The following is a 15,520-nucleotide window of genomic DNA, read 5'->3' on the forward strand; positions in this document are numbered from 1 at the left end:
ATGAGCGAGCGAATCGGTGGCAGCTTTTCCTTGTCCGACAGCCAGGAGGGAATCTGGCACGCGCAGCGCCTCGGAGGCCCTCGCGCGCTCTACAGCGTCGGGCAGGCCGTCGAGATCACGGGCGCGCTGGACGTGCCCGCCTTCGAGGCCGCGCTGCGCCGGACGGTCGAGGAGACGGAGATCCTGGGCGTGCGATTCGCCGAGGACGCGGTCGGCAGCGCACGCGCCGTACCGCACCCCGCTCGGCGATGGTCGCTGCGCGTCGAGGAGCCGGACGGGGGCGGCGGCGACCCGCGGGCGTGGCTGGAAACCCGGATGCGCGAGGAACTCGCCGGCGTTGAGGATCCGCGCGGAGAGCGGCTGTTCTCGTTCGTGCTCTTCCGTCTCGATTCCCATCGGTACTGCTGGTTCCAGGGCTATAACCACCTGCTGCTCGACGGATATGCGTGCACACTGATGGCGCGCCGGGTCGCCGAGGTGTATTCGGCTCACGTCAGGGGCGCGGTATATCCGGAGGCCGAGTTCGTTTCGCTGAGTGAGGCACTTGACGAGGAGACGAGGTACCGGAACTCGCCCGAATTCACCGACGACCGACTCTATCTGCGCGACCGATTCTCGGACCGGCCGGAATTGGCCGAGGTTCCGCGCCTTTCCGGTGTTTCCGGATTTCCCCAGGAGACCGGGGCCGGAGCGGTGCTGCGCGAGACAGGCAGCCTCGCACCCGCCGCAACGGACGCGCTGCGCTCCGCGGCGGACAGCGCCGGCCTGCGGACGTCCCGGCTGCTCGCCGCCGCCTCCGGCGCCTTCGTGAGCGGCATGACCGGTTCGGCCGAGGCACTGCTCAGCCTGCCCATGACCGGGCGCGTGGGCGAGAGGGACCTGCGGGCCCGCATCACCCGGGCGAACATGCTGCCCCTACGGTTCCCGGTCCCGGCCGGGGCGAGCCTCCTCGACCTCGCCCGGACGGCCGACGGGGCCCTCGGCGAACTGCTCCACCACCAGCGGTACCGGGGCGAGCACCTACGCCGGGACCTGGGCTGGCCGGAGGGCGACCGCTGGCACTTCGGGCCCTACCTGAACATCCTGCCGCGGACAGGGGAGTTGGCCTTCGGTGACTGCCGAGGCGTCGCGCGGGACGTGTCGACCCGACTGGTCGAGGACTTCGGGGTGCTGATCGACCGGACGGGCTCGGGGACCGAGATCACCGTCGAGGCGAACGCGGCGCTCTACGACCGGGCGTGGGTGCGGGCGGTCCAGCGCTCGCTGGCCGGATTCGTCACGCGCGCGGTCGAGGACCCGACGGCGCCGGTGCGCCGGATCGGAGTGGCGGGGGATGACGAACGTGCCCTGATGATGAGCGGGTGGAGCGGTACGGCGCGGGATGTGGACGCGTCGACGGTGGTGGAGCGGTTCCGTGGGTGGGCGGTGCGGACGCCGGACGCGGCGGCGTTGTGGTTCCGGCGACAGGCCCTGTCTTACGGCGAGTTGGATGCGCGGTCGGATGCGTTGGCCCGTGGGCTGGTCGCTCGTGGGGTGGGGCGTGAGTCGCGGGTGGGTCTGTGTCTGCCGCGTGGGGCCGAGATGGTGACCGCGATGTTGGCGGTGTGGAAGGCGGGTGGCGCGTACGTCCCGTTGGATCCGGAGTATCCGTCCGACCGGCTGGCGTTCATGGTGGCCGACAGCGGTGCGGAGTTGGTGCTGGTCGCGGAGGAGACCGTAGACCGGTTGTCGGCGGATGTGGAGGCGGTGCTGCTGGGCGAGTTGGGGACCGGCTCGGGTGAGCTGCCCGAGGTCACCTCGGACCAGCTGGCGTACGTCATCTATACGTCGGGGTCGACGGGGCGTCCGAAGGGTGTGGCGGTGGCGCATGCCTCCGTGGCGAACCTCGCTTCGGCGATGGGTCCCGTTCTCGGTGTGGAGCCTGGTGTGACGGCGTTGCAGTTCGCGTCGTTCAGTTTTGATGCGGCGGTGCTGGACGTGGCGGTCACGCTGGGCGCCGGGGGCACGTTGGCGGTCGCTTCGTCCGAGGAGCGGCAGGACCCGTCTGCCCTTGCCGCGATGGTGGAGGCGGCCGGTGTGGGTGTGGCGAGTGTGGTGCCGTCGTTGCTGGGGGCTTTGGAGCCGACGTCGGTTGCGGGGGTGGGGAACTGGGTGCTGGGTGCGGAGCGGCTTGAGGCCGGTCTCGCGGCGAAGTGGCGTGAGGGCGCCCGGGTGTGGAACACGTACGGGCCCACCGAGGCCACTGTCATCACCACCGCCGTCCTGCTGGAGGAGGGCATTACGGGTGAGGACGCGCCGCCCGCGATCGGCCGTCCTCTGGGGAATGTTCGTACCTATGTGCTGGATGCGTTCCTGCGGCCTGTTCCGGTGGGTGTGGCGGGCGAGTTGTACATCGCGGGTTCGGGTCTGGCCCGCGGTTATATCGGTCGTGCGGATCTGACGGCGGAACGGTTCGTCGCGTGCCCGTTCGGTGACGGCAGCGGGCGGATGTACCGCACCGGGGACCTGGCCCGGTGGACGTCGGACGGGCAGCTGGAGTTCGTGGGGCGTGCGGACGCGCAGGTGAAGATCCGTGGCTTCCGGGTGGAGTTGGGTGAGGTGGAGGCCGTCCTTGCCGCGCACCCGCGGGTCGAGCGGGCCGTGGTGGTGGTTCGGGACGGTCAGCTGGTCGGATACGTCGTCGGGGACCCGGACGGTGAGGACGTACGGGAGTTCGCGGCGACCCGCCTGCCGGAGTACATGGTTCCGTCGGCGGTCGTTGTCCTCGACGTGTTCCCGCTGACCCTCAACGGGAAGATCGACCGGGCCGCGCTGCCGGTGCCGGTGCCGGTGCCGGTGCCGGAGGCTGCGCCGAGTGCCGGTCGGGTTGCGGCGACGCCCGCCGAGGAGGCGTTCTGCGCCCTGTTCGCCGAGGTGCTGGGGCTGGAGGAGGTCGGGGTAGGGGACAGCTTCTTCGCGCTTGGCGGCGACTCGATCACGGCGATGCTGCTGGTGTCGCGGTCCCGCCGCGAGGGTCTGGTCGTCGGCGCCCGCCAGGTGCACGAACTGCGGACACCGGCGCGGTTGGCCGCGGTGGCGACGCCGGTCGACGGCGCGGCGGACGGCACGCGCCCGGCGGACTCCGCCGCCGGCGAGGTGCCGCTGACCCCGGTGATGCGCGAGGTGCTGGACCGGGTCGGTGCCGAGGGCGTTCGCGCGGTCGTGCAGTCGATGGCGGTCAAGGCGCCGGCGAGACTGGACGAGGCGGCGCTGCGGGACGCGATGGCGGCCCTGATGAACCGACATGAAATTCTGCGGGCACGGTTGGTGGCGGAGTCCGGGGTGTTGGCGGTGCCCGGGGCGGATGCGGTGGATGTGTCCGGGTTCGTGGCTCGGGTGTCTGTGGTCGGGGTTGATCCGGCAGCGGTGGTGGGCGAGCAAGTCGAGGCGGCGGTGGGGCGGTTGGATCCTGCGGCCGGGGTGATGGTGCAGGTGGTGTGGTTGGATGCCGGGCCGGAGGTGGCGGGCCGACTGGTCGTGGTGGCCAACCACCTGGTCGTAGACGCGGTGTCCTGGCAGATGCTCCTGCCGGATCTGTGGTCCGCGTATGAGGCCCTCACCGAGGGACGGTCCGTGGAGTTGGAGCCGGTTCCGGTGTCGTTCCGGGCGTGGGCGCGGGAGTTGGCGGTGGAGGCGGGTCGGGCCGAGCGGGTGGCTGAGCTGGCCGCATGGCGGGCGGTGGTGGATGGTCCGCAGGAGTTGCTGACGGATGTTCCGCTGGATCCGCTGGTGGATGTGGGTGCGACGGTTCGTGAGGTGGCGGTGACCGTCCCGGCGGAGGTGACGTCCGCGCTGTTGGCGGCGGTGCCGGCGGCGTTTCATGCCGGGGTGGACGAGGTGTTGCTGGCCGGGCTTGCCGGGGCGGTCGGCGAGTGGGCCGGTGTGGACGGCGGGTTCCTGGTGGATGTCGAGGGGCACGGCCGGTTGCCGTTGTCCGAGGGAATGGATCTGTCGCGGACGGTGGGGTGGTTCACCGCCTCGCGTCCGGTGCGATTGGCCGCCGGCGCGGGTGCCGTTGGTCGTGCGTCGGTGCTCGGGGTGAAGGAGCAGGTGCGCGCGGTGCCCGGGGACGGGCTCGGCTACGGGCTGCTGCGGTACGTCAATCCTGACACCGCTGGGGAGTTGGCGGGGCTGCCGTCGGCGCAGGTCGGCTTCAACTATCTCGGTCGCGTGGGGACTGGCGACGGTTTTGGGGCGGGGAGTGCGCCGCAGGCTCCGGTGATGCATGCCCTGGAGTTGCTGGGGTTGGTGCGGGAGTCGGCGGACGGGCCGGTGCTGGAGCTGCGGTTGGCGTTCCCACCGCGGTTGTTGGATGTCGGTCGGGCGCGCGGACTGGTGGAGGCGTGGGCGAGCGCGCTCGTCGGTCTGGTCGCGGACGTCTGTGCGGGGGCCGGCGGGTACTCGCCGTCTGACTTCCCGCTGGTGGTACTGGACCAGGCCGGGGTGGAGGAGATCGAGGAGGCGGTTCCGGGGCTGGCGGAGGTACTGCCGATCGCTCCGCTTCAGGAGGGCCTGTTGTTCCACTCGCTCTTCGACGAAGACGGTGTGGATGTCTATGTCGAGCAGATGGTTCTGGCGCTCGATGGTGAGGTGGACGGGGGCCTGCTGCGGGCGTCGTGGCGGGCGTTGGTGGATCGGCATGCGGCCTTGCGGGCCGGTTTCGTGCAGGTCGGGGGCGCTGCGGGTCCGGTGCAGGTGGTGGTTGGCCGGGCCGAACTGCCGTGGCGCGAGGTCGACTTGACGGATCTGGGCGACGATGCCGCGGATCGGGTGGGTGTCGAGGAGCGGTCGGCACGGTTCGATCTCGCGGCGCCTCCGTTGCTGCGGGTGGCGCTGGTGCGGGTCGGTGAGCGTCGTTTCCGGATGGTGGTGACGCTGCATCACCTGCTGTTGGATGGTTGGTCGCTCCCGTTGGTGATGCGGGAGTTGTGGGCGTTGTATGCGGCAGGCGGCCGGGCGGTCGGACTCGGTGTGCCGGTGTCGTCGCGGCCGTACTGGGCGTGGTTGGCCGGTCGGGATACGTCGGTGGCGCTGGAGGCGTGGCGGGCCGAGTTGGCGCCGGTCGAGGAGCCGACGCTCGTCGCGCCCACCGAGCCGAGTGCGACGGCGTCCGTCGTCCTGGACCGGGTGACAGACCACGCGAGTGCCGAGCTCGTGCACGGCCTGGAGCGGGTTGCCCGTGGTGCCGGTGTGACGCTCAACACCGTGGTGCAGCTGGCCTGGGGGTTGGTGCTGGGGCAGTTGACGGGGCGTCGTGAGGTGGTGTTCGGGGCGACGGTGGCCGGGCGTCCGGCGGAGCTTCCGGGGATGGAGGCGATGCTCGGCCTGTTCATCAACACGCTGCCGGTGCGCGTCGATCTGGACGCGGCCCGGTCGGTGAGTGAGGCGCTTGAGGTGCTTCAGGCGCGGCAGTCGGCGTTGCTCGACCACCAGCATGTCGGGCTGAGCGAGGTGCAGCGGGCCGCCGGCCCCGGCGCGACCTTCGACACCCTGTTGGCCTTCGAGAACTACCCGGGCGACCTGGACGCCCAGCCCCTCGGCGACGGTCTCACCGTCACGGCCACCGAGCTCCGCGAGTCGACCAACTTCGCGCTGGCGCTGGGGGTTACCCCGGACGACGGCCTTGCGATCCGTCTCGACTACCGGGCCGACGTGTTCAGGCGCCGGAGCGCCCTGCGGATGTCTCGCCGCCTGGTCCGGGTGCTGGAGCAGATCGCGGCCAATCCGCGACTGCGACTCAGCGACATCGAGTTGCTGGACGAGTCCGAGCGGGCCGCGGTGGTGGAGGAGTGGAACGCCACCGCCCTGCCGACGGAGCCCGGCACGGTGCTGGAGCGGTTCCGTGGGTGGGCGATGCGGACGCCGGATGCGACGGCGTTGTGGTTCCGGCAAAGGGCCTTGTCCTACGCCGAGTTGGATGCGCGGTCGGATGCGTTGGCCCGCGGGCTGGTCGCTCGTGGTGTGGGACGTGAGTCGCGGGTGGGTCTGTGTCTGCCGCGCGGCGCCGAGATGATCGTAGCCATGCTCGCGGTGTGGAAGGCCGGCGGCGCGTACGTCCCGCTGGATCCGGAGTACCCGTCCGACCGGCTGGCGTTCATGGTGGCCGACAGCGACGCCGAATTGGTGGTGGTGACACCCGAGACGGCGGATCTGCTGTCGGAAGGCGTCGACACGGTCCGGCTCGACGAGTTGGAGATCGAGTTCGGTGAGGGGCCGGACAGCGCCGTGGATCCGGGCCAGCTGGCGTACGTCATCTATACGTCGGGGTCGACGGGGCGTCCGAAGGGTGTGGCGGTGGCGCATGCCTCCGTGGCGAATCTGGCGTCGGCCATGCGACCGGTGCTCGGTGTGGATGCCGGGGTGGCGGTGCTGCAGTTCGCGTCGTTCAGTTTCGATGCGGCGGTGCTGGATGTGGCGGTCACGCTGGCGGCCGGGGGCACGTTGGCGATTGCCTCGGCGGAGGAGCGGCAGGACGGGGCCGCGTTGGCGGCCATGGCCGAGGCTGCCGGGGTTGAAGTGGCGAGTGTGGTGCCCTCGTTGCTTGGGGTACTGGAGCCGAAGTCGGTCGCGGGGGTAGGGAATTGGGTGCTGGGTGCGGAGCGGCTTGAGGCCGGTCTCGCGGCGAAGTGGCGTGAGGGCGCCCGGGTGTGGAACACGTACGGGCCCACCGAGGCCACTGTCATCACCACTGCCGTCCTGTTGAAGGAGGGCATCACCGGCGAGGATGCCCCGCCGGCCATCGGCCGCCCGCTGCCCAACGTCCGTACCTACGTCCTGGACGCGTTCCTACGGGCCGTCCCCGACGGCGTAACGGGTGACCTCTACGTTGCCGGATCCGGCCTGGCCCGCTGTTACATCAATCGCCCCGACCTGACGGCCGAGCGGTTCGTGGCCTGCCCCTTCGATGACGGCGGGCGGATGTATCGGACGGGGGACCTGGCCCGGTGGACTTCGGACGGGCTGTTGGAGTTCGTGGGGCGTGCGGACGCGCAGGTGAAGATCCGCGGGTTCCGTGTGGAGCTCGGTGAGGTCGAGACCGTCCTCGCGGGTCATCCGCTGGTCGAGCGGGCCGCCGTGGTGGCCCGTGACGGTCGGCTGGTCGGATACGTCCTCGGTGACGTGGAGGCCGAGGCGCTGCGGGAGTTGGCCGCTACTCGTCTGCCGGAGTACATGGTCCCGTCGGTGGTCGTCGTCCTCGACGCGTTCCCGTTGACCGTCAACGGGAAGATCGACCGGTCCGCCCTGCCTGCCCCCGACCTCGCGTCCGCCGATACGCGTGCCCCGTCGACCGAGGCCGAGGAGGTGTTCTGCGCCCTGTTCGCCGAGGTGCTGGGGCTGGAGGAGGCCGGGGTCGGGGACAGTTTCTTCGCGCTGGGCGGCGACTCGATCATGTCGATGCAGCTCGCGTCCCGGGCCCGTTCCGCGGGCTGGACCGTGTCGCCCCGCCAGATCTTCGAGGAGAAGACGCCCGAGCGGCTGGCACAGGTGGCCGTGGTCTCGTCCGGCACCGGGAGCGCACGGCGCTCGGACACCGGCGTCGGTGAGGTGCCGCTGACCCCGGTGATGCGCGAACTGCTGGACCGGGTCGGCCCGGAGCGGGTCGGCCGGATCGTCCAGCCGGGTGTGCTGACGGTGCCCCCGGGGCTGGATCGCGAGGCGCTCGTCGGTGCTGTGCAGACCGTGATGGACCGTCATGAAATTTTGCGGGCGCGGTTGGTGGTGGAGTCCGGGGTGTTGGTGGTGCCTGGGGCGGATGCGGTGGATGTGTCCGGGTTGGTGGCTCGGGTGGATGTGGTCGGGGTTGATCCGGCTGTTGTGGTGGGGGAGCAGATCGAGGCGGCGGTGGGGCGGTTGGATCCTGCGGCCGGGGTGATGGTGCGGGTGGTGTGGCTGGACGCGGGGCCGGAGGTCCCTGGGCGGCTGGTCGTGGTGGCCAACCACCTTGTCGTGGACACCGTTTCGTGGCAGATCCTGCTGCCTGACCTGGAGCAGGCGTGCAAGGCGTTGGCTGAGGGACGGTCCGTGGAGTTGGATCCGGTTCCGGTGTCGTTCCGGGCGTGGGCGCGGGAGTTGGCGGTGGAGGCGGGTCGGCCCGAGCGGGTGGCCGAGTTGTCGGCGTGGCGTGCGGTGGTGGCGGGTGAGGGTCGGGACGCGCTGTTGACGGATGTTCCGCTGGATCCGCTGGTGGATGTGGGTGCGACGGTTCGCGAGGTGGCGGTGACCGTCCCGGCGGAGGTGACGGCGGCGCTATTGACGGGAGTGCCGGCGGCGTTTCATGCCGGGGTGGATGAGGTGTTGCTGGCCGGGCTTGCCGGGGCTGTCGGCGAGTGGGCCGGTGTGGACGGCGGGTTCCTGGTGGATGTCGAGGGGCACGGCCGGTTGTCGTTGTCCGAGGGAATGGATCTGTCGCGGACGGTGGGCTGGTTCACGTCCTCGCATCCCGTACGACTGAGCGCCGGCGTCGGCGCCGATGGCGGTGTGTCGGTGCTCGGGGTGAAGGAGCAGATGCGGGCAGTGCCCGGAGACGGGCTCGGCTACGGGCTGCTCCGCCAGCTGAACCCGGAGACCGTAGACGAGTTGGCGGTTCTGCCGTCGGCGCAGGTCGGCTTCAACTACCTCGGCCGCGTGGGTTCCGCTGACGGATTCGGGGCCGGGGGCGCGCACGATGCTCCGGTGATGCACGCGGTGGAGTTGCTGGGATCGGTACACGAGTCGGCGGACGGGCCGGTACTGGAGCTCCGGTTGGCTTACCCGGAGCGGTTGTTGGGGGTTGACCGGGCGGGGGAGTTGGCGGAGGCGTGGGTAGATGCGCTGACGGGTCTGGTCGCGGATGTCCGGGCGGGTGCGGGTGGTCACTCGCCGTCCGATTTCCCGCTGGTGGTACTGGACCAGGCCGGGGTGGAGGAGGTCGAGGCAGCGGTTCCGGGGCTGGTGGACATCCTTCCCGTCGCTCCGCTTCAGGAGGGTCTGCTGTTCCACTCCCTGTTTGACCAGGACGGTGTGGATGTCTATGTCGAGCAGATGGTCCTGGCGCTCGATGGTGAGGTGGACGGGGGCCTGCTGCGGGCATCGTGGCAGGCGTTGGTGGATCGGCATGCGGCGTTGCGGGCTGGTTTCGTGCAGGTCGGGGGCGCTGCGAGTCCGGTGCAGGTGGTGGTCGAGTGGGCCGAACTGCCGTGGCGCGAGGTCGACTTGTCGGGCCTGGACGGCGATGCCGTGGATCGGGTGGGTATCGAGGAACGGGCTGCGCGGTTCGACCTCGCGGCGCCTCCGCTGCTGCGGGTGGCGCTGGTGCGCGTTGGCGACCGTCGGTACCAGATGGTGGTGACGCTCCATCACCTGCTCCTTGACGGTTGGTCGCTTCCCCTGGTGATGCGGGAGTTGTGGGCGCTCTACGCGGCAGGCGGCCGGGCGGTCGGACTCGGTGTGCCGGTGTCGTCGCGACCGTACTGGACGTGGTTGGCCGGTCGGGATACGTCGGTGGCGCTGGAGGCGTGGCGGGCCGAGTTGGCGCCGGTCGAGGAGCCGACGCTCGTCGCGCCCACTGTCGCCGGGACGGACGCCGTGTTGGCTCGGTCGCTGACGGTCGAGGCGCGGGAGGGGCTGGTCGAGGGCCTGGAGCGGGTTGCTCGTGGTGCCGGTGTGACGCTCAACACCGTGGTGCAGCTGGCCTGGGGGTTGGTGCTGGGGCAGTTGACGGGGCGTCGTGAGGTGGTGTTCGGGGCGACGGTGGCCGGGCGTCCGGCGGAGCTTCCGGGGATGGAGGCGATGCTCGGCCTGTTCATCAACACGCTGCCGGTGCGCGTTGATCTGGACGCGGCCCGGTCGGTGAGTGAGGCGCTTGAGGTGCTTCAGGCGCGGCAGTCGGCGTTGCTCGACCACCAGCATGTCGGGCTGAGCGAAGTACAGCGGGCCGCCGGCCCCGGCGCGACCTTCGACACGCTCCTGGCCTTCGAGAACTACCCGGGCGATCCGGCGGCACAGCCGTCAGCGCCGGGCCTGACGATTTCAGGTGTCGCGTCGCGCGAGTCGACGAGCTTCGCGCTGGCACTGGGCGTCCGGCCCGAGCAGGGGCTGACGCTACGGCTGGACTATCGCCCGGACGCCTTCGACGGCGACGCCGCCCGGACCCTGATCGATCGCGTGGTGCGCGCGTTGGAGCGGCTCGCCGCGGACCCGGAGGTCCGGCTCGCCGAGCTTGAGCTGTTGGACGAGTCCGAGCGGGCCGCGGTGGTGGAGGAGTGGAACGCCACCGCCCTGCCGACGGAGCCCGGCACGGTCCTCGACCGGTTCCGACGATGGGCCGTGGAATCTCCGCACGCGACGGCCGTGCGGTCCGGGGACCGGTCGCTGTCGTACGCCGAGTTGGACGCGCGCTCGGACGCTGTCGCTCGCGGTTTGGTGGCGCGGGGTGTGGGACGTGAGTCGCGGGTGGGTCTGTGCCTGCCGCGCGGAACCGAGATGGTGACCGCGGTCCTGGCGGTGTGGAAGGCGGGCGGCGCGTACGTCCCGTTGGATCCGGAGTACCCGTCCGACCGGCTGGCGTTCATGGTGGCTGACAGCGGTGCGGAGTTGGTGCTGGTCGCGGAGGAGACCGCGGACCGGCTGTCGGCCGAGGTGGAGACCGTCCTGCCCGCGGAGTTGGAGGTCGAGTTCGGCGACGGGCCGGACAGCGCCGTGGATCCGGGCCAGCTGGCGTACGTCATCTATACGTCGGGGTCGACGGGGCGTCCGAAGGGTGTGGCGGTGGCGCATGCTTCCGTGGCGAATCTGGCGTCGGCGATGGGTCCCGTTCTCGGTGTGGAGCCTGGTGTGACGGCGTTGCAGTTTGCGTCGTTCAGTTTCGATGCGGCGGTGCTGGACGTGGCGGTCACGCTGGGCGCCGGGGGCACGTTGGCGATCGCTTCGTCCGAGGAGCGGCAGGACCCGTCTGCCCTTGCCGCGATGGTCGAGGCGGCCGGTGTGGATGTGGCGAGTGTGGTGCCGTCGTTGCTGGGGGCTCTGGAGCCGAGGTCGGTTGCGGGGGTGGGGAATTGGGTGCTGGGTGCGGAGCGGCTGGAGGCCGGTCTCGCGGCCAGATGGCGTGAGGGCGCCCGGGTGTGGAACACGTACGGGCCCACCGAGGCCACCGTCATCACCACCGCCGTGCTGCTGGAGGAAGGCATCACAGGTGAGGACGCGCCGCCCGCGATCGGCCGACCGCTGCCCAACATCCGTACCTACGTGTTGGATGCGTTCCTGCGGCCTGTTCCGGTGGGTGTGGCGGGGGAGTTGTACATCGCGGGTTCGGGTCTGGCCCGCGGTTATATCGGTCGTGCGGATCTGACGGCGGAACGGTTCGTCGCCTGCCCGTTCGGTGACGACAGCGGGCGGATGTATCGCAGCGGGGATCTGGTCCGGTGGACGTCGGACGGGCAGCTGGAGTTCGTGGGGCGTGCGGACGCGCAGGTGAAGATCCGCGGGTTCCGGGTCGAACTCGGTGAGGTGGAGGCTGTCTTGGCCGCCCACGCGCAGGTTGAGCGGGTGGTGGTGTTGGCGCGGGACGGCCGCCTGATCGGCTACACCGTCGGTGCGGTGGACGCCGAGGACGTACGGGTCTTCGCCGCCACCCGGCTGCCCGAGTACATGGTCCCGTCGGTGGTCGTCGTCCTGGACACGTTCCCGTTGACCGTCAATGGCAAGATCGACTGGTCCGCGCTGCCCGCGCCTGGCCTCGACTCCGTTGCCACCCGTGCGCCCGCGACGCCCGCCGAGGAGGCGTTCTGCGGCCTGTTCGCCGAGGTGCTGGGGCTGGAGGTCGTCGGGGTCGGGGATGGGTTCTTCGAGTTGGGCGGCGATTCGATCATGTCGATGCAGCTCGCCTCGCGGGCTCGTCGTTCCGGTTGGGTGGTGACGCCTCGCCAGATTTTTGAGGAGAAGACCCCGGAGCGGCTGGCGTTGGTCGCGGCCGTGACCGAGGAGGCGACTGCGGAGGTCTTGGACACGGGTGTCGGTGAGGTGCCGCTGACCCCGGTGATGCGCGAGCTGCTGGAGCGGGTCGGCCCGGAGGCGGTACGGCAGATCGTCCAGCCGGGGGTCATGGCGGCGCCGGCGGGGCTGGACCTTGAAGTGCTTGTCGCCGCTCTGCAAGCAGTGATGAATCGTCATGAAATCTTGCGGGCGCGGTTGGTGGTGGAGTCCGGGGTGTTGGTGGTGCCTGGGGCGGATGCGGTGGATGTGTCCGGGTTGGTGGCTCGGGTGGATGTGGTCGGGGTTGATCCGGCTGTTGTGGTGGGGGAGCAGATCGATGCGGCGGTGGGGCGGTTGGATCCTGCGGCCGGGGTGATGGTCCAGGTGGTGTGGCTGGACGCGGGGCCGGAGGTCCCTGGGCGGCTGGTCGTGGTGGCCAACCACCTTGTCGTGGACACCGTTTCGTGGCAGATCCTGCTGCCTGACCTGGAGCAGGCGTGCAAGGCGGTGGTTGAGGGACGGTCCGTGGAGTTGGGTCCGGTTCCGGTGTCGTTCCGGTCGTGGGCACGGGAGTTGGCGGTGGAGGCGGTTCGGGCCGAGCGGGTGGCTGAGCTGGCCGCATGGCGGGCGGTGGTGGATGGTCCGCAGGAGTTGCTGACGGACGCGCCGCTGGATCCGCTGGTGGATGTGGGTGCGACGGTTCGTGAGGTGGCGGTGACCGTCCCGGCGGAGGTGACGGCGGCGCTGTTGACGGCGGTGCCGGCGGCGTTCCATGCCGGGGTGGACGAGGTGCTGTTGGCCGGGCTTGCCGAGGCGGTCGGCGAGTGGGCCGGTGTGGACGGCGGGTTCCTGGTGGATGTCGAGGGGCACGGCCGTGAGCCGTTGCCGGGCATCCCTGATCTGTCGCGGACGGTGGGCTGGTTCACGTCCTCGCATCCCGTACGGCTGAGCGCGGGCGCCGATGGCGGTGTGTCGGTGCTCGGGGTGAAGGAGCAGATGCGGGCGGTGCCCGGGGACGGCCTCGGCTACGGCCTCCTGCGCTACGTCAATCCGGAGACCACCGACGAGTTGGCGGGGTTGCCCTCGGCGCAGGTCGGCTTCAACTACCTCGGGCGCGTAGGGACGGGCGAGGGCTTCCGGGCGGGAGGTGCGCCCGATGCTCCGGTGATGCATGCGGTGGAACTGCTGGGCTCTGTACGTGAGTTGGCAGGCGGCCCAGTGCTGGAACTGGTGCTGGCCTGGCCGGAACGGTTGATGGAGGCCGACCGGGCACGCGCGCTGCTGGAGGCGTGGGCGGAGGCACTGTCAGGACTGGTGGCGCAGGTCCGTGACGGGGCCGGCGGCCATTCCCCCTCTGACTTCCCATTGGTTTCCCTGTCTCGGGGGGGTGTGGAGGAGTTGGAGTCGGCGGTGTCCGGTCTGGAGGATGTGTGGCCGTTGTCCCCGCTCCAGAAGGGTCTGCTCTTCCACTCGTCGTTCGATGACGAGGCTGGGGCGGATGTGTATGCCGGTCAGCGTGCGCTCGCTCTGGAGGGGCCTTTGGATGTCGGTCGGCTGCGGGCGTCGTGGGATGTGGTGGTGGGGCGGCATGCGATTTTGCGTGCGGGGTTCCATCGACTGGCGTCGGGTGAGGCGGTGCAGGTTGTCGCGCGGGAGGTCGAACTGCCGTGGCACGAGATTGACGTGAGCGGTCTGCCCGAGGCTGATGCGGAGGCTGAGGCGGCCCGGCTGTCGGGGGAGGAGTTGTCGGCCGGCTTTGAACTCGGGCGGGCTCCGCTGCTGCGATTGCTGCTGCTCCGCCTGGGCGAACGGCACCATCGGCTGGTGCTGACGACCCATCACATCGTGCTCGACGGCTGGTCGTTGCCGATCCTGCTGGAAGAGCTCCAGACGGTGTACCGGGCGGACGGCGGCACCCAGGCGTTGCCTGTGGTGCGGTCGTACCGGGATTACCTGTCGTGGCTCGGCCGTCAGGATCGGGAGGCTGCGCGGGTTGCGTGGCGGGAGGAGTTGGCGAGGGCGGAGGAGCCGACGCTGGTTGCTCCGGTGGATCCGGCCCGGTTGCCGATGCGGCCGGAAGCGGTGCGTGTCGAGTGCGGCGTCGAACTGACACGGGCGCTGAACGACGTGGCCCGCCGGGGCGGCGTGACGATGGCGACGGTGGTGCAGGGTGCGTGGGCTCTGGTGCTGGCTCGTCTGTCGGGGCGCCGGGATGTGGTGTTCGGGACGACGGTTGCGGGGCGGCCCGCTGATCTGCCGGGTGCGGAGTCGTTGATCGGGTTGTTCATCAACACCCTGCCGGTACGGGTGCAGATGGATGGCAGGGAATCCGTACTCGAAATGCTGGACCGATTGCAACGCCGCCAACTCGGCGTGATGGGCCACCAACATATCGGGCTGGCGGAGATCAAGCAGCTCGCCGGGCCGGGCGCGGAGTTCGACACGCTCGTGGTCTACGAGAACTATCCGCAGTCCGCCGAGGTGATGCCGGATGACCCCGACGCTCTTGTCATTCGGCCGGGTGGCCGGACGCGGGATGCCAGTCACTATCCGTTGGGGTTGATCGTCGCGCCGGGTGAGCGGATGGAGTTGCAGCTGGATCACCGGCCGGATCTGTTCGACCGGGCCCGTGCGGATGAGGTGTTGGCCGCGTTGGTGCGGGTGTTGGAGCAGTTCGCGGCGGACCCGGAGATGCCTGTGGGGCGACTCGGGTTGTTGGGCGCGGCACGTTTGCAGCGTCTGACGCGGGATTGGCAGGACATCTCTGCTGAGGTGCCGTCCGGGACCTTGCCGGATCTGCTTGCCGGCCAGGTGCGGCGGACGCCGGATGCGCTGGCTCTTGAGGCGGGTGAACACAGGCTGACGTACGCGGAGTTGGAGGCTGAGGCGGGTCGGCTGGCGCGGTATCTGATCGCGGCCGGGGTGGGTCCGGAGCGGCGGGTCGCGGTGGTGGCCGAGCGGTCGGTGGGCACGGTGGTGGCGTTGCTGGCGGTTTCGATGGCGGGTGGAGCGTTCGTTCCGTTGGATCCCGGCCACCCTGCCGAGCGACTGGCGCTGGTGTTGGAGGACGCGGATCCGGTCGCGGTGCTGTGCACGCAGGCGGGCCGTGCGGTGTTGCCCGAGGCGAACCAGGGCTGGGCGATCGCCTTGGACGATCCGGAGGTGGCCGCTGTCGTGGCCGGGTGTGTGCCGGGTCGGGTGGTGGATGCGGAGCGTGTTGTGCCGTTGGGGGTGGCGAACGCGGCGTATGTCATTCATACGTCGGGTTCGACGGGGCGGCCGAAGGGGGTGGTGGTGTCGCATGCGGGGTTGGCGAATCTGGCGTGGGCGCAGGTTGACCGGTTCGGGGTGCATGGGCGGGCGCGGGTGTTGCAGTTCGCGTCGTTGAGTTTTGATGCTGCGGTGTCGGAGTTGTGTATGGCGTTGGTGTCGGGTGCGGTGCTGGTGGTGGCCGGGGCTGGGGGGTTGCCGCCGAGGGTGTCGTTGGGTGAGGCGGTGGAGCGTGCTCGGGCGACGCATGTGACGGTTCCGC

Annotated in this window: 1 protein-coding gene (running past one end of the window); it reads left to right on the forward strand. The window is 70.4% G+C overall.

Annotated elements, in window-relative coordinates:
• A protein-coding gene (locus ACWGDX_RS01705; protein WP_453621162.1) for a non-ribosomal peptide synthase/polyketide synthase crosses the window boundary here: on the forward strand, positions 1–15,520 show its 5' portion. The gene runs 7,166 nt beyond the window's last position; 15,520 of the gene's 22,686 nt are visible here — the first part of the coding sequence; its start codon is at positions 1–3; its stop codon lies off the right edge, out of view.

It is taken from the genome of Streptomyces sp. NPDC055025 (assembly GCF_053608565.1).